The sequence below is a fragment of the Streptomyces bacillaris genome, from assembly GCF_003268675.1.
Classification (GTDB): Bacteria; Actinomycetota; Actinomycetes; order Streptomycetales; family Streptomycetaceae; genus Streptomyces; species Streptomyces bacillaris.
In genome coordinates, this window is record NZ_CP029378.1 from 5,921,871 (window position 1) to 5,946,569 (window position 24,699).

General features: G+C 68.9%; 18 protein-coding genes and 4 pseudogenes. 11 read left to right on the forward strand and 11 right to left on the reverse strand.

What is annotated here, in order from left to right; translation table 11 throughout:
* Window positions 1-9: 9 nt before the first annotated feature.
* The 3 genes from DJ476_RS25740 to panB form a co-directional block, all read right to left on the reverse strand.
* On the reverse strand, window positions 10-873 hold the full coding sequence (locus tag DJ476_RS25740) for an ABC transporter permease (protein WP_103416283.1): 864 nt from the start codon (window positions 871-873) through the stop codon (window positions 10-12).
* Window positions 870-1,892 (reverse strand): ATP-binding cassette domain-containing protein, encoded by a 1,023-nt coding sequence (locus DJ476_RS25745; RefSeq protein ID WP_103416282.1) that lies wholly within the window; start codon window positions 1,890-1,892, stop codon window positions 870-872. The genes DJ476_RS25740 and DJ476_RS25745 overlap by 4 nt, the downstream gene beginning before the upstream one ends.
* A gap of 152 nt (window positions 1,893-2,044) precedes the next feature.
* On the reverse strand, window positions 2,045-2,956 hold the full coding sequence (panB, locus tag DJ476_RS25750) for a 3-methyl-2-oxobutanoate hydroxymethyltransferase (RefSeq protein WP_103416281.1): 912 nt from the start codon (window positions 2,954-2,956) through the stop codon (window positions 2,045-2,047).
* Between the two features lie 182 nt (window positions 2,957-3,138).
* Between panB and DJ476_RS25755 the strand changes: the two genes are divergently transcribed.
* The 4 genes from DJ476_RS25755 to DJ476_RS25770 all read left to right on the forward strand — a co-directional run bounded on the left by DJ476_RS25755 (window position 3,139) and on the right by DJ476_RS25770 (window position 8,463).
* Window positions 3,139-4,878 carry an MFS transporter gene (locus tag DJ476_RS25755; protein ID WP_456339957.1) on the forward strand — a complete coding sequence of 580 codons (1,740 nt, stop codon included), beginning with the start codon at window positions 3,139-3,141 and terminating at the stop codon, window positions 4,876-4,878.
* Between the two features lie 161 nt (window positions 4,879-5,039).
* Window positions 5,040-5,750 carry a TetR/AcrR family transcriptional regulator gene (locus DJ476_RS25760; protein WP_103416280.1) on the forward strand — a complete coding sequence of 237 codons (711 nt, stop codon included), beginning with the start codon at window positions 5,040-5,042 and terminating at the stop codon, window positions 5,748-5,750.
* A gap of 200 nt (window positions 5,751-5,950) precedes the next feature.
* Window positions 5,951-6,976 carry an endonuclease/exonuclease/phosphatase family protein gene (locus DJ476_RS25765; RefSeq protein ID WP_112491678.1) on the forward strand — a complete coding sequence of 342 codons (1,026 nt, stop codon included), beginning with the start codon at window positions 5,951-5,953 and terminating at the stop codon, window positions 6,974-6,976.
* 221 nt (window positions 6,977-7,197) lie between these two features.
* Window positions 7,198-8,463 carry an MFS transporter gene (locus DJ476_RS25770; protein ID WP_103416278.1) on the forward strand — a complete coding sequence of 422 codons (1,266 nt, stop codon included), beginning with the start codon at window positions 7,198-7,200 and terminating at the stop codon, window positions 8,461-8,463.
* A gap of 157 nt (window positions 8,464-8,620) precedes the next feature.
* On the opposite strand, the gene DJ476_RS25775 is transcribed toward DJ476_RS25770, so the two are convergent.
* The 4 genes and pseudogenes from DJ476_RS25775 to DJ476_RS25790 form a co-directional block, all read right to left on the reverse strand.
* On the reverse strand, window positions 8,621-10,375 hold the full coding sequence (locus tag DJ476_RS25775) for an NAD+ synthase (RefSeq protein ID WP_103416277.1): 1,755 nt from the start codon (window positions 10,373-10,375) through the stop codon (window positions 8,621-8,623).
* Between the two features lie 123 nt (window positions 10,376-10,498).
* Complete coding sequence (locus DJ476_RS25780) at window positions 10,499-12,094, reverse strand: multicopper oxidase family protein (protein ID WP_112491679.1); 1,596 nt, start codon at window positions 12,092-12,094, stop codon at window positions 10,499-10,501.
* 70 nt (window positions 12,095-12,164) lie between these two features.
* Window positions 12,165-12,640, reverse strand: a pseudogene (locus DJ476_RS36120) (hypothetical protein).
* A gap of 143 nt (window positions 12,641-12,783) precedes the next feature.
* Window positions 12,784-13,209: a CBS domain-containing protein gene (locus tag DJ476_RS25790; protein ID WP_112491680.1), complete on the reverse strand. Its 426-nt coding sequence runs from the start codon at window positions 13,207-13,209 to the stop codon at window positions 12,784-12,786.
* A gap of 324 nt (window positions 13,210-13,533) precedes the next feature.
* Between DJ476_RS25790 and glnA the strand changes: the two genes are divergently transcribed.
* Together glnA and DJ476_RS25800 are read left to right on the forward strand one after the other, a co-directional pair.
* Window positions 13,534-14,895, forward strand: a complete 1,362-nt coding sequence (gene glnA / locus DJ476_RS25795) for a type I glutamate--ammonia ligase (protein WP_018486792.1) — start codon at window positions 13,534-13,536, stop codon at window positions 14,893-14,895.
* Between the two features lie 156 nt (window positions 14,896-15,051).
* Window positions 15,052-15,429 carry a hypothetical protein gene (locus DJ476_RS25800; RefSeq protein WP_241565407.1) on the forward strand — a complete coding sequence of 126 codons (378 nt, stop codon included), beginning with the start codon at window positions 15,052-15,054 and terminating at the stop codon, window positions 15,427-15,429.
* Between the two features lie 405 nt (window positions 15,430-15,834).
* Here the strand turns inward: DJ476_RS25800 and DJ476_RS25805 are convergent.
* Together DJ476_RS25805 and DJ476_RS25810 are read right to left on the reverse strand one after the other, a co-directional pair.
* Window positions 15,835-16,088: pseudogene (locus DJ476_RS25805) on the reverse strand (transposase family protein); the annotation flags it as partial.
* Between the two features lie 62 nt (window positions 16,089-16,150).
* Window positions 16,151-16,348 carry a hypothetical protein gene (locus tag DJ476_RS25810; protein ID WP_103416273.1) on the reverse strand — a complete coding sequence of 66 codons (198 nt, stop codon included), beginning with the start codon at window positions 16,346-16,348 and terminating at the stop codon, window positions 16,151-16,153.
* Between the two features lie 109 nt (window positions 16,349-16,457).
* Here DJ476_RS25810 and DJ476_RS25815 point away from each other — a divergent pair.
* Window positions 16,458-17,222, forward strand: a pseudogene (locus tag DJ476_RS25815) (transposase family protein).
* 299 nt (window positions 17,223-17,521) lie between these two features.
* Here the strand turns inward: DJ476_RS25815 and DJ476_RS25820 are convergent.
* Together DJ476_RS25820 and DJ476_RS25825 are read right to left on the reverse strand one after the other, a co-directional pair.
* On the reverse strand, window positions 17,522-19,279 hold the full coding sequence (locus DJ476_RS25820) for a GmrSD restriction endonuclease domain-containing protein (RefSeq protein ID WP_103416446.1): 1,758 nt from the start codon (window positions 19,277-19,279) through the stop codon (window positions 17,522-17,524).
* Between the two features lie 238 nt (window positions 19,280-19,517).
* On the reverse strand, window positions 19,518-20,816 hold the full coding sequence (locus DJ476_RS25825) for an IS701 family transposase (RefSeq protein WP_404827541.1): 1,299 nt from the start codon (window positions 20,814-20,816) through the stop codon (window positions 19,518-19,520).
* A 469-nt stretch (window positions 20,817-21,285) separates the two neighbouring features.
* On the opposite strand from DJ476_RS25825, the gene DJ476_RS25835 reads away from it, so the two are divergent.
* The 4 genes and pseudogenes from DJ476_RS25835 (at window position 21,286) to DJ476_RS25850 (ending at window position 24,665) form a co-directional block, all read left to right on the forward strand.
* A protein-coding gene (locus tag DJ476_RS25835; protein ID WP_112491681.1) for an IS3 family transposase occupies window positions 21,286-22,478 on the forward strand; the annotation gives its coding sequence in 2 pieces (ribosomal slippage) (window positions 21,286-21,550 and window positions 21,550-22,478; 1,194 coding nt in all).
* Between the two features lie 278 nt (window positions 22,479-22,756).
* A pseudogene (locus DJ476_RS25840) lies at window positions 22,757-23,254 on the forward strand (MerR family transcriptional regulator); the annotation flags it as partial.
* A 209-nt stretch (window positions 23,255-23,463) separates the two neighbouring features.
* On the forward strand, window positions 23,464-23,796 hold the full coding sequence (locus DJ476_RS25845) for a hypothetical protein (RefSeq protein WP_318294799.1): 333 nt from the start codon (window positions 23,464-23,466) through the stop codon (window positions 23,794-23,796).
* Between the two features lie 194 nt (window positions 23,797-23,990).
* Window positions 23,991-24,665, forward strand: coding sequence for a nucleotidyl transferase AbiEii/AbiGii toxin family protein (locus DJ476_RS25850; RefSeq protein WP_103416271.1), 675 nt, complete (start codon window positions 23,991-23,993; stop codon window positions 24,663-24,665).
* The last annotated feature ends 34 nt before the right edge of the window (window positions 24,666-24,699 follow it).

Here is a 24,699-nt window from a genome sequence, read left to right on the forward strand (position 1 = left end):
TCCCCGCGCTCAGGTCTTCTTGCGGAACTTGGAGACGGCCAGCGGAGCCGTCACCAGGGTGATGCCCGCGGCCCAGGCGAGCGTCCCCCAGACCGAGCTCGCGACCGGGCCGCCCATCATCAGCCCGCGCACCGCGTCCGCGAGGTTCGACAGCGGGTTGTAGTCGGTGAACGCCTGGAGCCAGCCCGGCATGGTCTGCGTCGGCGCGAAGATCGAGGAACCGAACTGGAGAGGCATCAGCACCAGCATTCCCATCCCCTGGACCGCCTGGGCCGTCTTCATGGACAGCCCGAGCAGGATGAAGATCCACATGATGGCGGCACCGAACACCGCCGACAGCGCGACCGCCGCGAGGAGGCCGAGCACGGACGTCTCCAGCGTCATACCGAGGGCGAAGCCCATGGCGAGCAGGATGAGGATGGCGACCATCATCCGGCCCAGCTCGACCACGATCTTGGCGATGAGCACCGAGGACCGGGCGATCGGCATCGTCCGGAACCGGTCCATGACGCCCTTGCGGAAGTCGTCGTTGACGCCGGTGCCGACGGCCATGGCGATGTTCATGCCCATCATCGCCATCAGCCCCGGGATCAGGTAGTTGACGTAGTCGTGCCGGTCGCCGCCGAGGCTGGAGCCGACCGATCCGCCGAAGACGTACACGAACAGCAGCGTGAAGATGACCGGCATCAGAAGGACGTCGAACATCGACTCCGGGTCCTTCTTGATCTGGAGCAGGTTGCGCCGGGCCAGGGCCCCGATGTGCCGGAGGTTGGCCCGCAGCCCGATCCGGCCCTCCCCGGGCGCGGCCGCCTTCGAGGGTGCGGGGCCTGCTGCCCCGGCGGGTGCGGGGGTCAGGGTCGTGGTGGTGCTCATGCGGCGACCTCCTGGGGAGCGGCGTCGGAGAAGGTGGAGGCCTTGTCGCCGGTGATCGCGAGGAACACCTCGTCCAGGCTGGGCAGGGCGGTGGCGACATGGGCCAGGGAGAATCCCCGTACGCCCAGCAGGCCGATGACGGCGGTCAGTTGCTCGTCGCTGAGGATGGGGACGTAGAGCAGCCCCTCGTCCGGTACGGCCTGCGCCCCGGCGACGCCGTCGAGACCGGCCTCCCGGATCGCCTGGGCCATCGCGGGCAGCTCCGCCGGGTCCGAGGGCCGGATGTGCAGGGTCCGGCCGCCGACCTTGGCCTTCAGCTCGTCGACCCCGCCCCGGGCGATGATCTTCCCCTTGTCGATGACCGTCAGTTCCTTGGCGAGCTGCTCGGCCTCCTCCATGTACTGGGTGGTCAGCAGGACGGTCGCGCCCTCGGCGACCATCCGCTGCACCTCGTCCCAGACCTCGTTACGGGTCCGGGGGTCGAGCCCGGTCGTCGGCTCGTCCAGGTAGAGCACGGACGGGCTGCCGATCATCGAGGCGGCCAGGTCGAGCCGGCGGCGCATGCCACCGCTGTACTCCATGCAGGCGCGCTTGGCGGCGTCGGTGAGGGAGAACCGTTCCAGCAGCTCGTCCGCCCGGGCCCGCGCCTGCTTGCGGGGGAGATCGAGCAGCCGCCCGATCATGTAGAGGTTCTCCCAGCCGGAGAGCTTCTCGTCGACCGAGGCGTACTGCCCGGTCAGGCCGATCCTGCGGCGCAGCTCGCGCGGCTGCCTCACCACGTCGAAGCCCGCGACGACGGCGCGTCCGGCGTCGGGGGTGATCAGCGTGGAGAGGCAGCGTACGAGGGTGGTCTTGCCCGCTCCGTTGGGGCCGAGCACCCCGAGGACGGTGCCTTCGCGGACGTCGAGGTCCACGCCGTCCAGTGCCTTGGTCTCGCCGTAGTGCTTGACCAGCCCCCGTACCTCGACGGCGTTCGTGCCGTTCCTGGGGTTCGTGTCGATGCGTTCCATGTCCACCATGGGACCAGCGCCGACCGACAGCCCACCGACAGGCGACCGATACGTGCTCCGACAGGTGCTCCTGGCGCGCGACAGCCCGCCGATGGGGGATGTCGGCGGGCTGTCGGTGGTGCGGGAAATGGTCGACGGGGATCCGGGTGGATCCGGGTGGGTCAGTGGAAGGTGTGCTCCGGCGCGGGGAACGTACCGCCCACGACCTCCTCGGCGAACTCCTTCGCCGCGTCACCGAGGACCTGGCGCATGTTCGCGTACTGCTTGGTGAAGCGCGGCACCTTGCCGCCGGTCAGCCCGACCATGTCCGTGTAGACGAGCACCTGCGCGTCGGTCCCGGCACCGGCGCCGATGCCGACGGTCGGGATGTGCAGGGCCCGGGTGACCTCGGTGGCCAGCTCCTCGGGGACCAGCTCCAGCACGACGGCGAACGCGCCCGCGTCCTGGACCGCCTTGGCGTCGCGCATGAGCTGGTGGGCCGCCTCGTCGCCGCGGCCCTGCACCCGGTAGCCCATGGCGTTGACCGACTGCGGGGTCAGGCCGATGTGGCCCATGACCGGGATGCCCGCCTCGACCAGCAGCCGGATCTGCTCGTGGGAGCGCTCGCCGCCCTCCAGCTTGACCGCGCCGACGCCCGCGTCCTTGATCAGCCGGGTGGCGTTGCGCAGCGCCTGGACGGGACCTTCCTGGTACGAGCCGAAGGGCAGGTCCGCCACGATGAGGGCGCGCTTGGTGCCCCGTACGACGGCGGCGGAGAGCACGGCCATCTCGTCCATGGTGACGGGCACGGTGGTCTCGTAGCCGAGGTGACAGTTGCCCATGGAGTCCCCGACGAGCATCACCGGGATACCGGCCTCGTCGAAGACGGAGGCGGTCATCGCGTCGTAGGCGGTGAGCATGGGCCACTTCTCGCCGCGCTCGGTGGCGGCGGCGATGTCGTGGACGGTGACGCGGCGGGAGGACTTCCCTCCGTACAGGGCCTTGCTGTTGCCGACCTTGCTGCCGTCGGGGGAGGCACCTGCGGGGGAGGACGAATTCTGTGCAGACGGATTCTGTGCAGCCGAAAGCGACATGGCTGGTGAACTCCTTCGTCATCTCGAGGCGCCCTGACGGCGTCCCCGGATCTCCTCCATGGTGGCATCCCGCCGGGGCAAACGGGAAGTGGGCCCGCGCGACCCCGCCAGGCCGGCCGCCGTTGGGGAAAGTTTTAACAATACGAGACGGTCTCGTATCGAAATGGGGTTAGGCTCGCACCATGCCTGAACCGTCACGTCCCCCTGCCACGCCCGGAGCCACCGGGTCGGCCACGCCCTCCGGGCCCACGGCCTCCGCCGTCTCCGCTGGCTCCCCGGCCACCGGGGCCGCCCGGCCCGCCGAGCCCCGCATACCCGAGGCGATCCACCGCCGCCGCTGGTGGATCCTCACCGTCCTCATGTTCAGCCTGCTCATCGTGGTGCTGGACAACTCGATCCTGAACGTCGCGGTCAAGACGATCGCCAGCCCCGCGCCCACCGGCATCGGCGCCACCCAGAGCGAGCTGGAGTGGGCGATCAACTCCTACACGCTCGTCTTCGCCGGACTCCTCTTCACCGCCGGACTGCTCGGCGACCGCATCGGCCGCAAGAAGGTGCTCCTCTTCGGCATCCTGGTCTTCGGCATCGGCTCCGCCCTGGCCGCCCTGTCCTCCTCGCCCGGCGAACTCATCACCTGGCGCGCCCTGATGGGCTTCGGCGCGGCCTTCGTGATGCCCGCCACGCTCGCCGTCCTGATGAACGTCTTCGAGCGCGACGAACAGCCCAAGGCCATCGGCATCTGGGCGGGCAGCGTCGGCCTCGGCATCGCGATCGGCCCGATCACCGGCGGACTGCTCCTGGAGCACTTCTGGTGGGGCTCGATCTTCCTGGTGAACGTCCCCGTGGTGGTGATCGCCCTCGTCGCCATGGCGGTCCTGGTCCCGGACTCCCGCGACCCGAAGCCCGGCAAGGTCGACCCGGTCGGCGTCGCGCTCTCCATCGTCGGCCTGGTCCTGCTGGTGTACGGGATCATCCGGGGCGGCGAGCTGGCCGACTTCACCGACACCACCGTGCTGCTCTCCATCGCGGGCGGCGTGCTGGCGCTGGCCGGATTCGTCTGGCACGAGAAGCGCAGCAGTCACCCGGCGATGGACGTCACGTACTTCCGGAAGCCCGCGTTCTCCGCCGCCGTCGCCGCGATAGCGCTGGTCTTCTTCGCGCTCATGGGCGTGACGTTCTTCTCCGCCTTCTACCTCCAGAGCGTGCGCGGTTACAGCGCTCTCCAGTCGGGCCTGCTGATCGTTCCGCTCGCCGCCGCCCAGATGATCTTCGCGCCCCGGGCCCGGCTGGTCGTGGACCGCTTCGGCGCCCGCGCGGTCTGCACGGTCGGCATGCTGCTGGTCGCGGCGGGACTCGTGTCGTTCGCCCTGTTCGACGCCGGTACGCCGGTGTGGGTGCTGTGCCTCGTCTTCTTCGTCCAGGGCACCGGGATGGCGCACATCATGCCGCCGGTCACCGTGGCCGTGATGCAGGCGCTGCCGCGCGAGAAGGCCGGTTCCGGTTCGGCCATCAACAACACCTTCCGCCAGGTCGGCGGCGCGCTCGGGATCGCGGTGCTCGGCTCGGTGCTCTCCACCGTCTACCGGGGTGACATCGAGGGCCACCTCGGCGCGGTCCCGGCCGGGGCCAGGGTGGTGGCGGGGGAGTCCATCGAGGCCACGCTCGGGGTCGCCGAGCGGCTCGGCCCGGTGGCCGGAAAGCCCCTGGTGACCGCCGCCCACGACGCCTTCATCGGCGCCATGCACGTGACCGCGCTCGGCTCGGCGGCCGTCGCCCTGATCGGCGCGGCCGTCGTCGCCCGCTACCTGCCGGGCCGGACCCCGACGGCCCCGGCAGCCCCGGAGGAGTCCGCGCAGGACTCTTCGCAGGACCCCTCACAGGACGCTGCCTCCCGACCGGCGAAGGAGCTGACGGGCAGCTGAGCGGCGGCTGTCAGGCAGCTCGGAGCCCTGGCCCGGCAACCGGAGACGGCTGCCGGGCCGGGGCCCTGACCTCCCGCCCCGCTCCGGTCGGCGAGAATCGGGGCGGGCGCGACGGTCGTACGGCGACGGTCGTACGAGGGCACGGCGAGAGGCGGCTTCAGGTGCGGGACCAGGGCGGCGAGCGGGACGGCACGCGGGAAGACGGGCGGAACGACACCCCCCACGAGCAGGAACCCTCCCCCGATCCGGAGCCCCGCCACGACCACGGCCCCCGCCACGACCAGGAACCCCGCCGCGGCCGCCCCCGCAGCGCCGCGGCCGAACGGGCGATCCTGGACGCCGTCATCGCCCTCCTGGAGGCGGGCGAACCCCTGGCCGGCCTCTCCATCGAACGCATCGCCCGAACGGCGGGCGTCGGCAAGGCCACCATCTACCGCCGCTGGTCCGGCAAGGAGGAGCTGTTCGTCGACGTCGTACGGGACATGGAACCCGACGACCCGCCGCTCTCCGGCACCGAGGGCCTCGCCGACCTGCGCATCATGCTGGAGTCCCTGCGCACCCGGGGCCTCGCCCAGCGCTCCTCGGCCCTGCTGCACAACATCTTCGCCCAGATGAAGAGCCACCCGAAGCTCTGGGACGAGTACTTCGGCACGGTCATCGCCCCCCGGCGCGCCGCGATGCTGGCGGCGGTACGCCGGGCCGTCGCCGCCGGGGAACTGCGCGACGACCTCGACGTGGAGCTGATCGACGACCTCTTCGTCGGCCCGGTGCTGGTCCGTACCGTGCACCGCCCGGAGGCCCCTCTCCCCGACGACCTCGTCGACCGCCTCATGACGGCGCTGCTCCAGGGACTGGCCCCCCGGCGAGTGTGATCGTTCTGTCACAAGCGCCCACCGTCGGGCCCGTACCGGAACCTCCCGTCCCGCTCCACTCGTCCTGCAGACGAAGGGACGTCGTCGACGGACGGACGCCGGAGTCGGCGCAGGGAAGTCGACGGCGGGAAAGACGCCACCCATCACCTAGGGTCGAGGGGCGCGGCGATATGTACGGCAAGGCAGTGAGGACGGGCGCGATGGTGCAGGCGTACGGGGCGGACACGGGCAACGGCAGCGCGGAGCGGCCGCAGCCCGGGGAGAGCCGCTTCCGGGGCCTTCTGAACAGAGCGAGGCGGGACCCGGGGATCTGGCGGCGCGGGATCGTGCTGGCCCTCTGCTCGGTGGTGTTGACGCTCGTGATGGCCGTCCACGCGCAGATCCCGAACCGGGTCGGCAACCTCGGCAGCCTCATCGAGACGTTCCTGCCGTGGATCGCGGTGTTCATCCCGGTGCTGCTGCTCCTGGCCCTGCTGCGGCGCTCCGCCACCGCGCTGATCGCCCTGCTGCTCCCCGCCGTGGTCTGGCTCAACACCTTCGGCGGCCTGATCACCGACAAGTCCGGCACCGGCGGCGACCTCACCGTGGCCACCCACAACGTCAACGCGGGCAACCCCGACCCCGCCGGCACCGCCCAGCAGGTCGCGGGCTCCGGGGCCGACGTCGTGGCCCTCCAGGAGCTGCCGGGCTCGCAGGTGTCCACGTACGAGAAGTCGCTCGCCGCCCGCTACCCGTACCACTCGGTCCAGGGCACCGTCGGGCTGTGGAGCAAGTACCCGCTCAGCAACACCAGGCCGGTCGACATCAAGATGGGCTGGACCCGGGCGATGCGCTCCACGGTCAGGGCGCCGCAGGGCGAGGTCGCGGTGTACGTGGCCCACCTGCCGTCGGTCCGGGTGAAGCTGCGCGCCGGGTTCACCGCCAACCAGCGTGACAGCAGCGCCGACGCCCTCGGTGAGGCCATCGCGGACGAGCCGGTCCAGCGGGTCGTCCTCCTCGGTGACCTGAACGGCACGATGAACGACCGCGCCCTCAAGGCGGTCACCTCCCAGATGCGCTCCACCCAGGGTGCGGTGGGCGACGGCTTCGGCTTCAGCTGGCCCGCGTCGTTCCCGATGGCCAGGATCGACCAGATCATGGTCAAGGGCGTCGAGCCGAAGTCCTCGTGGACCCTGGCGGCGACCGACAGCGACCACCTGCCGCTGGCGGCCCGCGTACAGCTGTGACCGTTGTGACCATGCGCCAGGACGGCGGAGCACCAAGCGTCTGCGACAATTAGTTCAAGTCGCTTACATAAAGAAGGCCGGAAGAGAAGACCGGAAGGCCGGAAGAAGCCAGAAGACCCAGCCGTCGCCCGGCGCCCCAGCCGAGGCGACGGCTCTTCGTTGCCCTCCCTCCGGCGCCGCCCTCCCCCCCGGCCCCCGCTCCGAGATTGCGAAGGCTCCCCATGCCCCTGGCCCTGCTCGCCCTGGCCGTGAGCGCCTTCGGCATCGGCACGACCGAGTTCGTCATGATGGGCCTGCTGCCCAATGTGGCGGACGACCTGGGCACGTCCGTGCCGACCGCCGGCTACCTCGTCTCGGCGTACGCGATCGGCGTCGTCCTGGGCGCACCCCTGCTCACCGGCCTCGGCTCCCGTGTGCCGCGCAAGAAGATGCTGCTGCTCCTGATGGCGCTGTTCACCGTCGGCAACCTGGCGTCCGCGCTCGCCCCCGACTTCGGCTGGCTGCTCGCGGGCCGCTTCCTCGCCGGACTCCCGCACGGCGCGTTCTTCGGCGTCGGCGCGGTGGTCGCCGCCCGGCTGGCCGCCGAGGGCCGGCAGGCGCGGGCGGTGGCGACGATGTTCCTCGGCCTGACGGTCGCCAACATCGTCGGCGTGCCGGCCGCGACCCTGCTCGGCCAGCACCTCGGCTGGCGCGCCACCTTCCTCGTCGTCGCGGCGATCGGCCTGGCGGCGATGGCGGCCCTGGCCCGCCTGGTGCCCCGGATCCCGGTCGAGGCGCACCAGGACGTACGCCGCGAACTCCGCGCCCTCGGCAACCGCCAGGTGCTCCTCGGCCTGCTCACGGCCGTCTTCGGCTTCGCGGGGGTCTTCGCGGTGTACTCGTACCTCTCGGCCATGACCACCGAGGCGATGGGCTTCGGTGAATCCTCCGTCACCCTGGTCCTGGCCCTCTTCGGCATCGGCATGACCCTGGGCGCCCTGGCGGCGGGCCCGCTCACGGACCGGGCCCTGCGCCCGACCCTCTACGGCTCGCTCGGCGCGCTGGCGGTGGTGCTGGTGGCGTTCCCGTTCACGGTGCACGTGCCGTGGGCGGCGCTGGTGATGGTGACGCTGCTGGGGGCGGTCGGCTTCATGACGACGACCCCGCTCCAACTCCTGGTCATGAACAAGGCGAAGGACGCCCCCACCCTGGCCTCCGCCTCCAACCACTCCGCCTTCAACCTGGCCAACGCGGGCGGCGCCTGGCTCGGCGGAGTGGCGATAGCGGCGGGCTGGGGCTGGACGTCCCCGGCGTTCGTGGGCGCGGTACTGGCGGCGGCGGGCCTGGCGATAGCCCTGACGGCGGGGTTCCTGGACCTCTCCAAGCCCGTCCGGCGTTTGAGGACGGAACCGTTGAGCGGGACGGACCCGCAGGAGCATCGGCCCGATGCCCACCCGGCCACATCCGGCCCGTCCGGGGGCGCCTTCTCCAGCCCGTCCGGCGCTTGAGGACGGAACCGCCACGCCGGACGGGCCCGGGGCAACACCGCCCCCGGGCACTCACACGGCACCCCAGCCAGTCCGGCGCTTGAGGACGAAGGCGGCCGCCGGACGCCCCCGGTGACCGCCGACCCGCCCCCCCCCGCGACCCGCGCCCGCGAACCCGCTAGGACGACTCCCGCCACCGATTCGTGATCGGCAGCCGCCGGTCCTTCCCGAACCCCTTGGGCGAGATCTTCGTCCCCGGCGGATACTGCCGCCGCTTGTACTCGGCGGTGTCCACCATCCGCAACGTCTTCGCCACCAGCTCCGCGTCGAACCCGGCCGCCACGATGGATTCGAGACCCTGGTCCCGGTCCACGTACAGCTCCAGGATCGCGTCGAGCACGTCGTAGTCCGGCAGCGAGTCCGTGTCGACCTGCCCCGGCCGCAGCTCCGCGCTCGGCGGCTTGGTGATCGAGGCCTCGGGGATCGGCGGGGTCTGGCCCCGCTCCTCCGCCGCCCGGTTGCGCCACTTCGCCAGCCGGAAGACCGACGACTTGTAGACGTCCTTGATCGGCCCGTACGCGCCCACCGCGTCCCCGTACAGCGTCGAGTAGCCCACCGCCAGCTCCGACTTGTTGCCCGGCGCCAGCACGATCTGCCCCTCCTGGTTGGAGAGGGCCATCAGCATCGTGCCGCGCAGCCGCGCCTGGAGGTTCTCCTCCGCGAGCCCGGTGAGCTGGAGCGACTCCATGTACGCGTCGAACATCGGCTCGATCGGCACCGTACGGAAGTTGAGCCCGGTCCGCCGGGCCAGCTCGGCCGCGTCGCCCTTGGAGTGGTCCGACGAGTACTTCGACGGCATGGAAACCCCGTACACGTTCTGCGCCCCCACCGCATCGCACGCGATGGCCGCGCAGAGCGCCGAGTCGATCCCGCCGGAGAGGCCGAGCAGCACACTGCTGAAACCGTTCTTCGCGGCGTACGCGCGGAGCCCCACGACCAGCGCGGAGTAGACCTCCTCGTCGTCGTCCAGCCGCTCCGCGTACCCGCCCGCCAGCTCCGGCTCGTACGCGTCAACAGGCCGGTCCGACAGCACCACATGGTCGATGCGCAGCCCGTCGTCCACGACCCCCGACGGCGCCACAGGGGCGGCCGCGGGCAGCTCCAGATCGAGGATCACGCTGCCCTCGGAGAACTGCGGGGCGCGGGCGATGACCTCGCCCTCCTTGTCGACGACGATCGAGTCACCGTCGAAGACCAGCTCGTCCTGCCCGCCGATCATCGCCAGATAGGCCGTCGTGCACCCGGCCTCCTGGGCCCGCTTGCGGACCAGCTCCAGCCGGGTGTCGTCCTTGTCCCGCTCGTACGGCGAGGCGTTGATCGACAGCAGCAGCCCGGCCCCGGCGGCCCGGGCGGCCGGGACGCGCCCGCCGTCCTGCCAGAGGTCCTCGCAGATCGCGAGGGCCACGTCGACGCCGTGGACGCGGATGACGGGCATCGAGTCGCCCGGCACGAAGTACCGGAACTCGTCGAAGACGCCGTAGTTCGGCAGGTGGTGCTTGGCGAAGTTGAGGGCGACCCCGCCGCGGTGGAGCACGGCGGCCGCGTTGCGCGGGGACCCGGCGGGCTGCCCGTACCGCGCGGCGGCGTGCTCGGAGCGGTCCAGATAGCCGACGACGACCGGCAGCTCGCCGAAGCCCTCCGCGTCGAGCCGGGCGGCCAGCGCGCGCAGCGCCTGCCGGGAGGCCTCGACGAAGGACGACCGCAGGGCCAGATCCTCGACGGGGTAGCCGGTCAGCACCATCTCGGGGAACGCCACGAGGTGGGCGCCCTGTTCGGCGGCGTGCCGGGTCCAGTGGACGATCGCCTCGGAGTTGCCGGCGAGGTCGCCGACGGTCGAGTCGATCTGATTCAGTGCGAGGCGTAGTTGAGGCACGTCCGCCAGTGTAATCGTCTTTCTGACGCGATGTCCCGGCGGCCCGGGCAAAATCTCCCCGGGGCCGCCGGAACCGCAGGTCAGAGCCGCCTACGCACCCCCGACCCGCACCGCGCCCGGACGCTAGCCCCGATACCCGAGGACGGTCATCATTCCGGCCTCCGCGTGGTAGACGTTGTGGCAGTGGACCATCCACAGCCCCGGATTGTCGGCGTCGAAGTCCACCGTCAGCGACCGGTGCGGCAGCACGATCGCGGTGTCCTTACGGGCCCCGGCGCCGTTGCCCGCCAGCGCGAACGTGTGCCCGTGCAGATGAAGCGGGTGCCACATGGTCGTCGCGTTGTCGAAGACGACCCGCACCCGCTCCCCGGCCTCCACCGGCCGCCGGTGCTCCGCGCTGTACGGCTTCCCGTCGAAGGCCCAGTCGTACTTCTCCATCCCGCCCGTGAGCCGCATCCGGATGGTCCGGTCCGGCGCCCGCTCCTTCAGCGCCACCGACGGGTCCGGCACCAGCCGCCCCGCCTCGACGACCTTCCCGTCCAGTTCCTTCGGCCGTACGGAGGCGGCGGGTGCAGTCCCGCTCCCGGTCCGCAGCACCGCGAGCGCGGACGCCTTCTTCCCCTCGGCCAGGGCGGTGAGCGGGAAGACCCCGTCCCCGGCGGTGACGAGGACGTCGTACCGCTCGCCCATCCCCAGCAGCAGCGCGTCCCCGGTGGTGTGCCGCACGGGGAAGCCGTCGGTGTGGGTGACGGTCAGCCGGTGGCCGCCGAGCGCGACCCGGAAGGCGGTGTCGCCGCCGGCGTTGATGATCCGCAGCCGGATACGGTCCCCGGGCCGCGCCCGGAACGTCTCCGGATCCTCGGCCACGCGCCCGTTGACGAGGTAGTACGGATACGCGACGTCACCGGCATCGTCACCGAGCAGCTCGCTCCGCGCCCCCATCATCATCCGCGAGGGACCGTCGGCCCCGCCCTCGGCCGGATCGTCCTCACCGGACATGGTGTGCGCCCCGTGATCCATCCCGTCGTGCCCGCCGCCCATACCGCCGGACAGCTCCTTGAGCACGGCGTCCGGAGTGGAGCCCTCCACCCCGTCGACCCAGTCGTCGAGGACGACGACCCACTCCTTGTCGTACGCGAGCGGCTCCTTCGGGTCCTCCACGACGAGCGGCGCGTACAGCCCGCGGTCCTGCTGGACGCCGGAGTGGGGGTGGAACCAGTACGTGCCCGGGTGCGGGACGGCGAACCGGTAGCGGAAGTCGGCCCCCGGCGCGATCGCCCGCTGGGTGAGCCCGGGGACGCCGTCCATGTCGTTGCGCAGGGCGAGGCCGTGCCAGTGCATCGAGGTGGGCTGGGGGAGGTGGTTGGCCAGGGTGAGGTCGAGGGTCTCCCCGGCGGTCACCCGCACCTCACGCCCGGGCAGCCGGTCCCCGTACGCCCAGGAGGCGACGGTGGTGCCGCCGCCCAGATCGAGCCGGGCACGGGTGGCGGTGAGGGAGACCTTCCGTACGGGACCGGAGCCGCGCGCCTTCTCGGCCGCCGCGACCTCCTTGCCGTCGGGGGAGACGTACGTACCGGAGTCCTGGGCCCCGGCCGGGGAGTTGGAGCCGCCGTGGCCGCTCCCGTGGCCGCCGCCGTCGGAACAGGCGGCGAGGGCTCCCGTACCGGCGACGGCGAGAGCGGCGCCGAGCACGGCGCGTCGGGTGGGCTGTGTGGACATGCTGAATACACCTCTGGGGAACTGCTGGTCGTTCGGGAACGGGAAGAAGGGCGGAGGTGAACGCCCACTCCTAAATACGCAGCACCGAGACGGTGGCGAGCACCGATATCGGAGGCGGCGGATTCGCCCGCAGCACCCGCAGGAGCCCCGCCCCCACCGGCGTACCGAGCCTCCGCCCGCCCACACGCACCCCGAACAGCCAGAGCCCGACGAGGGCGAGCCCCCAGGCGCCGAGGACGGCGAGACAGACGGAGAGCGGATCCATGCCGCTCATGGGGGAGTCGGGGGACGCGGGGGCGGAATGATGTGCATCTTCGCGGGAAACCCGGTCAACCCCGACCTCGACTCCGCCCCCACCGCGGACACGGCAGCCGGGCCGGTGTGCGCGGACACCGGGGCGGCATGTGCGGCCAGGTCGGGGTCGGCATGCTCGGCGGGATGCCCGACGGTGTGCATGGTGAAGATGCCGAAGAGCAGCGCGGCGAAGAGCAGGAGCTGCCTGCCCACCACGCTCCCGCTCCGGACTCCGCCGACCGTACGCACCATGGGAGCAGCCTACCCCGGGAGGGTATGTGGGGCGGAAACGGCCGACGGCCCGGCACCCTCATCGGATCGACAGGGACACCGGGCCACGGATCACGGACCGCAGGCCACAGATCACAGACCACGGATCAGGACCGCACAAGGGCTCAGCTCCGCGAGTACACCTTCTCCGCCCAGGTGGCGATCTGCTCCTCGGTGAGGTGCTGGGCGAGGTCGGCCTCGCTGATCATGCCGACGAGCTTCTTGTTCTCGACGACGGGGAGCCGGCGGATGCGGTGGTTCTGCATCTCCTCCAGGACCGCGTTCACGTCCGCGTCCGCCTCGATCCAGCGGGGCGTGCCCTGGGCCAGGTCGCCGGCGGTCACCTTCGAAGGGTCATGGCCCTTGGCCACACAGCCGACGACGATGTCGCGGTCGGTGATGATGCCGACCATCCGGTCCGAGTCACCGTTGGCGGAGACGGGCAGCGCGCCCACGTTGTGCTCACGCATCAGCTGCGCCGCACGGTCGAGCGTCTCGTGGGCGGGGATCCAGCGGGCCCCGCTGTGCATGATGTCTTTGGCGGTCGTCATGGGGGATTTTCCTCCTGCGTGCCGATGGCACTGCCGTACGGCCCCGAGCGCAACCCATCGTCATCGCGCGGCCCGGAGCGCGCGACCGCAATCACCCGTTCAGGTGCGCGGGTACTGCGTGGGTACTGCGTGGGTACGAGGACGGGGGCCGCCGCACGGCCCGCCGCGGCCCCCGCGCGACGGGGCCGTCGACCGTATCGGGTGGCCGGGTGCTCTCTCTCACACCGTGTGCGTAATCTGGGGGAAATCCCGGGTCGCGATACTGAAGTGTCCCCCTACCCCGGGCGGTGGTGCACGGACCGTCTGAACTGCAAGGATGTGGCAATGGACAAGCAGCAGGAATTCGTCCTCAGGACCCTTGAGGAGCGCGACATCCGCTTCGTGCGGCTGTGGTTCACCGACGTCCTGGGGTTCCTCAAGTCCGTCGCCGTGGCCCCGGCCGAACTGGAGCAGGCCTTCGACGAGGGCATCGGCTTCGACGGCTCGGCCATCGAGGGCTTCGCCCGGGTGTACGAATCGGACATGATCGCCAAGCCGGACCCGGCCACGTTCCAGATCCTGCCGTGGCGTGCGGAAGCGCCGGGCACGGCGCGGATGTTCTGCGACATCCTGATGCCGGACGGCTCCCCGTCGTTCGCGGACCCGCGCTATGTCCTCAAGCGGATCCTCGCCAAGACGTCCGACCTCGGCTTCACGTTCTACACGCACCCCGAGATCGAGTTCTTCCTGCTCAAGAACAAGCCGGTGGACGGCACGCGCCCCACCCCGGCGGACAGCTCGGGCTACTTCGACCACACCCCGCAGAACGTGGGCATGGACTTCCGCCGCCAGGCGATCACCATGCTCGAATCGATGGGCATCTCGGTGGAGTTCAGCCACCACGAGGGCGCCCCCGGGCAGCAGGAGATCGATCTCCGTTACGCGGACGCGCTGTCGACGGCGGACAACATCATGACGTTCCGTCTGGTGATGAAGCAGGTGGCGCTGGAACAGGGCGTGCAGGCCTCGTTCATGCCGAAGCCCTTTTCGGAGTACCCGGGTTCGGGCATGCACACCCACCTCTCCCTCTTCGAGGGCGACCGCAACGCGTTCTACGAGTCGGGCGCGGAGTACCAACTCTCCAAGGTGGGCCGCTCGTTCATCGCAGGCCTGCTGAAGCACGCGGCGGAGATCTCGGCCGTCACCAACCAGTGGGTCAACTCCTACAAGCGCATCTGGGGCGGCTCCACCCGAGCGGCCGGCGCGGGCGGCGAGGCCCCCTCGTACATCTGCTGGGGCCACAACAACCGTTCCGCCCTCATCCGCGTCCCCATGTACAAGCCCGGCAAGACCGGCTCGGCCCGCGTCGAGGTCCGCTCCATCGACTCCGGCGCCAACCCGTACCTGACCTACGCGGTCCTCCTCGCCGCCGGCCTCAAGGGCATCGAGGAGGGCTACGAACTCCCCGCAGGCGCCGACGACGACGTCTGGGCCCTCTCCGACGCCGAACGCCGCGCGATGGGCATCGAACCCCTCCCGCAGAACCTGGGCGAGGCGATCTCCCTGATGGAGAAGAGTGAACTGGTCGCGGAAACCCTGGGCGAGCACGTCTTCGACTTCTTCCTCCGCAACAAGAAGCAGGAGTGGGAGGAGTACCGCTCCGAGGTCACGGCCTTCGAGCTGAAGGCGCTGCTGCCGGTGCTGTAACCGAGGAGCGGCGGCCCGGAGATCGAGATACGGGCGGGGCCGCTCCGGTCGAACCGGAGCGGCCCCGAGTCGTCCGCGGACCGCCGGTCCCGGACGGCGGCTCAGTCGCACCGAGTTCACCGGACTCCAGGGGAGGGGCCTGTGCAGACAGCGGGAGTGGACCTGTACGTCAATCATCCGGTCATGGCCTTGGGGTCTCCGGACTGGATCAGCACGGACCTGAAGTTTGCCGGCGCTCCCGCTGCATCCAACGACACTCACGTCCTCGTCCGCGTACAGCCGCAGACGGCTCTGATCAAGGTGCGGCTGTTCCAGGATCACGGCGAGACCATCGCCGCCGACCCATCGTTCACCACGGTGTTTGACGGCTCCCTCTACTTGGCAGACAGGCGCTTCGTGATCGGTGACGTGCTGGGAGAGAGCCGGTTCGTCAAGTACATCGGGGGACCACAACGCTGGCGAGTGCGGATCGCGGTGGACGACCCCAAAGGCCACGCGCGCGCTGCCGACGTGGTCCTTGCCGCCGAGGAGTAGGGCTGCGGGGGTGTACCAGCCCTGCGTGCTGTGGCGCAGATCAGCGACTGACACCCGAAGGCGCGAACAGCAGCGAGCGACCGTCCACAGTATGACTGGCAGCACCACGTACGGAAACGAGCGCACCAGCCGAGCCGACCGTACGACGTCTCAGCCGACCTCAGCACGCAATGCCCGAGGGCGCACACCGAGCACCTTCATCCGCTCCTGCCGCTCACTCCCCATACCCAGGGTTCTGCACCATAGGGCGGAGACCACGCCCAGGCCAACGAGAGCAGCAACCACAGAGGCCCGCCGCCATGATTCAAACTTTCTCTACTGGTTCAAGGCGCCCTGTTGCGCTCCGCTCCGCCGGGCGCGCTTCCCGGCTTTTGCTGCGCCCGCGCTCCTGAGCCTTTTCCATCCTCACCCTGAGCTGGTCAGATGAAGGGTGAGGACGGCTTGGACGAGGCTGGTGATCCGGGTGGTCGAGCACCGCAGTTTGCGCAGGAGCCGCCAGGACTTGGAGGTGGTCACACCTGTTCGACGAGGGCGCGGATCTTGGTGTGGGACCGGTCCACCGCCTGCTGATCAGCGAAGGGGATCTCCCGTCGCCCCCGGTACGGGGTGCAGACCGCGTCACCGGCACTCCGGTAACCCTTGTCCGCCCAGCAGGTCATGTATCAGCCCAGCCGCCAAGCTCTGCAATCAGGTTAGCGGGGGTTCAATGGCCGCCAGGGGTTCAGCTCGAGGCCTTGCGGTCCGTGAACCAGAGGGCTGCTCCTGCTGCGGCAACTGCGAGGCCCAGAAGCAGGAAGGGGAGGCCCGGACCGGGAAGAACGTACATCGCTGCTCCGACCAAAATGAGGGCGATGCCGATCGGCGTCACCACAACGCCGGCGCGGGACGGGGACATGCTGGCTGCTTCTTTCTTGCTCATCGAGCCCTCCCTCACGTGATTGCAAGCTCGGCGGCTGGGCTGACAACGTGGTGAAGCCACTGATAGATGGGTTTTCGACCAAGAGAACCGTCTCCACCAGAGGCTTCACGTGCTTGTTTACCCGTCGGGCGTCGACGTGTCCAGTTCCGCCCTTCGCTTCCTCACGCAGCAACTGCGGCGCCACCGCCGCGCGATCGGCTCCCGGTGGCGGCGCCTGAGCGCCGGCCGTCAGTCCCTACTCACCCTCGCCCATCTGCGGATGGGACACACCTATGCCCAGCTCGCGGCCGGGTTTGGCATCGGCACCACGACGGCCTACCGCTACGTCACCGAGGCGGTCGGGCTCCTGGCCGCTCTCGCCCCGAGCCTGGCCGACGCGGTGCGGACCGCATCGACGAAGGCGTACCTGATCCTGGACGGCACCCTCCTTCCTATCGACCGCATCGCCGCAGACCGGCCGTTCCACTCCGGCAAACACAAGAAGCACGCCATGAACGTCCAGGTCATCGCTGACCCTTTCGGCCGGCTGGTGTGAGCCTCACCGGCCCTACCCGGCGCCGTCCACGACATCCGGGCGGCCCGTGAACACGGCATCGTCGACGCTCTCGCCGAGGCAGACATTCCGTGCTGGGCCGACAAGGGATACCGAGGCGCCGGCGGCACGGTCCGCATCCCGTGCTGGGGACGGTGGGAGACCCTCTCCGCAGGCCAGCAGGCTGTGAACCGGTCCCACGCGAAGATCCGGGCCCTCGTCGAGCAGGCCGTCGCCACCCTCAAGTCCTGGCGGCTCCTGCGCAAACTGCGGTGCTCGACCACCCGGATCACCAGCCTCGTCCAGGCCGTCCTCACCCTTCATCTGACCTGCTCAGAGTGAGGATGGAAAAGGCTCCCTGTCTCCGCCCCGCTCCAACCTGGCCGCTGCCCGTGCCGCGCTCAAAGCATGCAGCCACCTGATGCCAATGAAGGGGTACGTTGTGGCTGGTGTGGTCGGCTCCATGGCTTTAGGCAGCCACTTCGGCGCGAGCCCCGAGGACCATGGCCCCAACGTCGTGCTTTATCGGGCAGGTCCACAGACTGCCCGACGCGCCGGAAGCTTACGGGGCCATGATCACTCGCGCCAAAGCAGCGCCACCCCAAAGCCGCTCCACCGACCTACTTGCAGGGCGCCTGCCGTCAGCTGAACCCCTTTGCTAGCGCTGCGATCTTCCGTACCTCGGTGACTTCTTCTGTGGAGGAGCCTCGCCTGATGAAGACACGATCTCCGCAGTAGGAGAGATCGCTTTGACCAGGAATCAGGATTCTAATGACCGAGAGGCCCTTGTATTCGATTGTATCCACACCGCTCAGAATCTGAGTTGCCAGAGGATCACTGATTGGCTGCTGGGATAGTTTCGTCACGAAACGCTGCACGTAAGCGTCCAACGAGATATTAAGCGCTTTAGCTTCCCTGTCTACGCCCACAACGTGATGATATCGGCCGACCAGCGCAGGCGTCATAGAGTCAAGCGTTTCGATCCTCTTTGCATCGGCCTCCTTGTCTGCGACGCCGATGAACAGATACCCCTCATGCCCTCGCTGCACGTTAGCAATTCCACAAATGGTTTCCGCGAGCCGCACGAAAAGCCCGTCATCCCTCGTCCTGCGGTCATCTAGCCTGAGAACCCCCTGCTTGAACTCATACCGACTGGTTTCGATCCTGGATCTACGGAGAGAGTTTTCGAAATCTAGTGCCAAGCCGGGACCATGCCCAAACACGGGCGGTACCGTGGCAACAAAATGCCTCTGAATCAATCCTGTGATCGTGTCGATATTTGATGTGCGATCCTCTGCCGAAGTATAATGTCGCGCACTCTTAAGGCGAGGTCCTACGTTCCTGAGGGCTGCCACAATGGCCGAATTATCAGCAGGTGATTTTTGCTGGCGGACAATGAGTTCAAAGAAAGACATGAAAATCGCATAGAAAGGCGTGCGGATCGGGTTTCCGCCACCAGGGCGAACCAGGTTCCGTAGGCCATTCGGGCCAGCGAGCTGAGAGTCAATCAACTCTGTGAGCACGGAAAACGTCGACTGGATCTCCGCTTGGAGCCGCCTTCCCCCATAGGCAGCTAGAGACCTTTCTATACGCATATGCTTTTCGCTTTGCGAGTCATAGATTTCATCGAATTCTTCTTTGCTTGCAGGGAAAGGGCTTCCGGACAAGATGGAGGCGGAAATGTCTGCCACCATTTGCTCGTCATCCCCCTCTCGCAACTGCTTGACATTAAGAATTCCATGCCTGATCCACACTGTATCCTCCGCCCGCACCCCGTACTGCTGGCTCTCGCGAGAGGATTCGATAGAGATGCTCGGCATGTCGTGCAACAGCAGCACGTCATCCGAGACGTCACCCCGCAAAGAGCTTGCCACTGTTCGCACAAGCTCCGAGAACGGGTTAAGCATCCCAGCTTGCCGCTTTTCCTGGGTACTCAATTGGCGCCCGTTCGAGTTGATTCGACTAAATACGTCGGTGATTTGCCCCTCGGTCTGAGTTGGGAAAATCGTGACAGCCAACTGATAGTCAACCAGGTTCGCACATTTATCGGCAGGAAGCAGGCTCTGCGTATCGGCAGGCTGAAACGCGCCGGCGGCGGCGGCCTGACGGGCCCTGGCGCTTTGCCCTAGATCGAAATGCATGCCATCGTAGTCGAATTTTTGCTCAATAAATGAAAAAATGGCATCAAGGCGCTGCATTCCGTCGATAATCTCATACTTACCGCTCCCGTGAATCTCGGGCCTTTCGGCTAGGAGGATCAGAGGGATTGGGTAGCCATCCAGGATGCTATCGATCAAGAGCTGCTTCTCGGCAACTGACCAGACAAGTTTTCGTTGATACCGTCGATTTACGAGCAGTGAATCCTCCCTAAAAAGTCGATACGCCTCCGTAACGCTCATGCCTCGGGGGGTGATAGAAACGTGGACTTCAGACGACAAGATCCGCTCCCTCAACTGGCAGTGCTCCTGTTACAGCTTGGCACGCGCGAGGGGCCTGCGTCTGAGTTTTCACAACGACTGATGGCGTCAACGTCCGCCCACGCGCAGACAGGAGGCGATGCCCGATGCTCAGGGACCGTGGTCCGCGTACGGTATGGCCCAGCGCAAGGAGAAGGAAGCCAAGGAGAACAAGCGCAGGCTAGTACTCCAGTACGGTTTCGTGAACTATCCAGCGGGTTCGTCGTCGGTAGTGACTGCGTCGGGCTGTTGTCTGGTGGCGTCTGCGCCAGTTGGACCAGTGCAGCAGCCTGGCCGCAGGCACGGCTGGTGGGTTGAAGACGGCGGCGAGGAGGCGGCGGATCTCTGGAACGGTCAGCGTGATCGGATCGCGGCTGCGGGCGAGCTGGTGTGTATCGGCGGACTGTTGCGGTGCCGCGTCGGCGGCGAGGGCGGTCAGAAAGGCCAGGGCGAGCATGGCCAGCGTGATGTGCCGGTGCCAGGCGGTCCAGTTTCGGACCTGGTAGTGGTCGAGGCCGACCTGGCCCTTGGCGGCTTGGAAGCACTCCTCCACGCTCCAGCGGACACCGGCGACGCGGACCGGTTCGGGCAGGGGCACTTCGGTTGGTGACCAGCACAAGTAGAAGGCGAGTTCGCCGGTGGACGGGTTGCGTCGGATGAGCAGATGCCGATGGTCGTCGGTGCCGGTCTGGATCCAGGCCCAGTCGTAGTAGCGCGGCCCTTTCGCGCCGTTTCCGGCGCTGTGTTGCTGCCAGGCCGTGGTTGGCAGGCGGCCGACGACGGTGTCCGCGCGGACAAGGGTGCGGCCGTGGTTGATCCTGACCCGCATCGAGCAGGCGGCGGCCATCACGTAGCCGGTGCCGCGTGCTTCGAGGGCGGCGCGGAGCTGGGGGTCCTGGCCGTAGGCTTCGTCGCCGGTCACCCAGGAGGCGGTGATGCCGGCGTCCAGCGCGGCTGTGATCATCTCGGCGGCCAGGCGGGGCTTGGTGGCGAACTGCACCGTCTCGGGTATCCCGGCCGCGGTGCGGCGCTCGGGGTCGTTGGCCCAGGAGTGCTCGGGCAGGTAGAGCCGTCGGTCGATCAAAGCCCGTCCCCGGCTGGTGACCAGTGCGAGGAACACGCCGACCTGGGTGTTCTCGATGCGTCCCGCAGTGCCGGTGTACTGCCTCTGTACCCCTGCTGAGGACCGGCCCTTCTTCAGGAAGCCGGTCTCGTCGACCACGAGAACGCCGCCGTCAGCGCCGAGGTGTTCAGCGGCGTAGGCACGCAGGTCGTCGCGGACAGCATCGGCGTCCCAGCGGGCGTAGCGCAGCAGACGCTGCATCGGCCCGGGCCGGGTATGGCCCGCCTGTTCGGCCAGCTGCCAGCAGTTCTTCCGTTCGACGCTCGACAGCAGCCCGAGCAGGTAGGCGCGGGCGGTGGCCCGCGGCTCAACTCGGCCGAAGCGTCCCGCGATCCGGGCCATGACCTGGTCGAACATGGCTCGCCACCGGGCAGGGTTTATGAGCTGGCCTTCGGCCACCGCATGATCTTCGAGAGTCCACACAACCCCTGATGATCACGCAGTTGCTCTACCCGTTCCCAGCCCAGCCTGGTCGGGCCCGGTCCAGGATTGCAACTACCCGCACTGCGATTCCCGGCGAGGTGGCCCGCCCGAGTGCGCCCCGTCGCCAGCAGGGATTCCAGACCTCAGCGCGGGTCCTTGCGCATGCACCATGTGCGGGGGCCGCCGTGGGGGAGGGTGACAGCAGCCGTGACCCGGAAGCCGAGCCGCTCGTAGAACCGCACGTTCCTTTCACTGGAAGTCTCCAGGAACGCCGGATACCCGGCGTGCCCTGCCTCCTCGATACCGGGAACCAGCACCGCGCCGCCAAGACTGAGCTGTACTGAGATTTGTGGAGTCCCTGATGCCAGGGTTACGGTCCTGGCGAAGGAGATCCACCAGCACCATGGCAGCACCCCGTAAATATCCGGACGAACTGCGCGAGCGCGCGATTCGCGAGGTCCGCACCACCGGCCGCCCGATCGCGCACGTCGCGAAGGACCTGGGCATCCACAAGGAGGCCTTGCGCGGCTGGGTCCGCCAGGCCGAGGCCGACCGCGGCGAGCGGGACGACCGGCTCACCACCGCAGAGCTCGACGAGCTCAAGCAACTCCGTAAAGAAGTAGCGGAGCTGCGGCGGGCGAACGAGATCCTGAAAGCCGCCTCGGTGTTTTTTGCCCAGGAGATCGACCGTCCCCGGACGAGGCCGAGCAGGTGATCGACCACCTGCGTGGACACGGCCTCGGGGTCGATCCCGTCTGCCGGGTGCTGGACCTGTCTCCGTCGACGTACTTCGCCCGCAAGAAGCGGCCGAAGTCGGCCCGTCGGCTCCGCGACGAGCAGCTCATGCCTCTGATCGAGGAGGTCCACGCGGACTCGGGCGGCACCTATGGCGCCCGCCGGATCACGCGGGCCCTGGGCCGCCGGGGCGTCGAGGTGGCCCGCTGCACGGTCGAGCGGCTGATGGCCGAGCTGGGCCTGGAGGGCGTCATCCGTGGCCGGCGCCGCCGCACCACGGTCCCGGAGCCGTCGGCGCCGCGTCCGCCGGACCTGGTCGACCGCGACTTCACCGCCTCGCGGCCCGATCAGCTGTGGGTCGAGGACATGACCTATGTCCGCACCTGGTCGGGATGGATGTATGTGGCATTCGTCCTGGACGTGTACTCGCGGATGATCGTCGGCTGGCAGGTCGCGAACCACATGCGGACCGAACTCCCTCTGGACGCCCTGGAGATGGCGCTCTGGCGGCGTCGGATCAAGAAGGACTCCGGACTGATCCACCACAGCGATCGCGGGTCGCAATACGTGTCAATTCGGTATACCGACCGGCTCGCGGACATCGGCGCCTCCGCCTCCGTCGGGTCGGTCGCGGACTCGTATGACAACGCGATGGCCGAGGCGCTGAACGGGACCTTCAAGGCCGAGCTGATCGAGATGCAGGGTCCTTGGAAGGACGTCGAGCAGGTCGAGCGGGCGATCTTCCAGTGGGTCACCTGGTACAACGAGGAACGTCTGCACTCCGCGCTCGACTACGTGCCGCCGGCCGAGCACGAGGAAGCCTTCTGGCGCAGCCAGGAGCAAACCCCGCAGTCCGCCTGAACCAATCAAGATCGGACTCTACGAAACTCGGGGCAGCTCAATATGCGGTCCAGCACGAACGCCCCGATCGGACAAGGAACTTACCTGGCCGAGCCCGGATCGAACTCCTAGAGCGCTGGCAGTACCTGTGAAGGTCCCCGAAGTGGGTGCCTGCCCTGCCGTCGGAGGCGGCGGACGTACCAAGTAGTGGCCTCCACGACAAGGGCGGCAACGGCAAAGGCCCATAACGTCGTTGGGGTCTCGCGCGAGGTGTAGGTCAGAGCGAGCATGCCCGGCCTGGTACCCGGTGCCAGGCGGACCTGGACAGCCTGCTGGTCACCGAGCGGATCTTCGGCCCGCTCGGTGCGGCCTTCCAGGCCGCCCGCTTCGTCGTCCTGGCCACGCACCCCGCTCTGCGGGAGGAATCCGACCGCATCGACGACGCCGAGGAGGCGCTCGACGACAGCGTCGCCGTCGATGATCCGCGCGTGGCTCGTGTGGCCGCCGAACGGCATGCCTTCGAGAGCACCCTGCAGGCCGTCATCGAGGAGTCCGGCCTGGACGAGGACGACGACACCCTCTGCGATGCCTGGGACGCGCTGCACCCTGCCACCGCCGATGACAGCGGGGGAGGCGAGGAGGGGGCCGACCTCGGCTCCGGCAGGCGGGAGGCCGGCTCCATGAGCGCGGTCGACGCCATCGGCAAGATGCCCTACGACTTCTCCCCGGCGCGCCTGCGCTGCATGGAACTGGCAGAAGAACTGTCCGCCCGGGACGCGCTCAAGAGCGACCGATGAAGACCGCGGGGCAGTGATGAGCTTCCGTTGGGGCTCCCTGCATGCGTATGCCCTGCCTGCGTGTGACGTCGGGCGGACCGCCGACGGTAGGCTGCGCCGGTCATCGCGATCACCCGAGGGACGTCATGCAGCTCTCACCGACGCCACTCAACCGTCTGGCGAACAGCTGCCTCGGAGACGTTCCGGCGGTTGCGGGGATCGCGTACGCGGTGCAAGCCGATCGTGGGGTGCTGCGGCTCGCGGCCGGTCTGGTCGTGATCGCGTTCGCCGTGCTGGCCGTGCGCGGGTACCGACTCGGCGTGACGTGTGAGCACGCGCGGATGACGGTCCGTGGCTATCTGCGTACGCGGGTGATCGACCGGGAGCGCATCTCGGAGATCACGGACTTCCCCGCGGTGAGGTGGACGGGTCGCACCGGCCGCAAGCGATGGACGCCGCTCCTGGCGCTCAGGACGAGCCCCGGCGCATTCCCGGCGATCCGTCTCCACAAGGAACGCGCGGTCAGCAGGCTACGACGGTGGGCGCAGCGGGGACGCGGCTGACGCGGGCGGCGAGCGTGACCGCGACCGTTGCCGGAGTGACCGTTGCGGGGCGGCCGGAGCGGCGTGCCTCGTTCCCGCCCGTGCCTGTCCGTACGCGATGACCCGTGCCCGCCCGTACGCGATAATCGGGGCATGGCATCAGCGTCCGGCCTCCCCGGTCTCCGTCGAGCCGGGTCCGGTGCTCGGGGCCCTGCGTGAACCTCACCGAACTCCACCGTCGGCTGCTGGCCGATGTGTTGGACGTGGGCGGTGACCATGCCCTCGTCCTCGCCGGTGGCTGCGCCGTGCAGGCTCATGGCCTGGTCGATCGGCCCGGTCGGGATGTGGACGTGGCCACCGAGAGTCCTGCGGCCATGAAGGGCATCGCGTCCGCCGTGCGCGCCGGGCTGTGGCAACGCGGTTGGCAGGTCGCGAAGTTGGACGTCGATCCGGTGTCGGCGCAGCTGATCGTCACCGAGCCGGTCGGCGGTGCTGCATGCGAACTGGGGCTGCGTAAGGAGGTGTTGTGGCGGCCGCCCGTACGGACTCCGCTCGGGCCGGCGCTCTCGCTCGAAGACGTCGTGGGCACCAAGGTCCGCGCTCTGGCCGCCCTCGGTCTCGTACGCGACCTGGTCGATGTGCGGGCGGCCGTCGGCCATTGGAGCCACAGCGAGCTGGAGGAGCTGGGGCGGCGGCACGCCCCGGACTCCTTCGACCCGGCCGAACTCCAGGCGCGGCTGGAGGGGGCCGACTGGGTCGATGACGCCGAGTTCACCGCGTACGGGATCGGGGAGCGGGACGTTCCCGCACTGCGGTCGTGGGCGCAGGAGTGGGCCAACGACATCGCGGAACGGCTCCTGGAGGAGGGGACGCCGCCGCCCGAGGGGTGAGGCGTGGGCCCGCGCCCGGTGAAGGCGGTCGCGG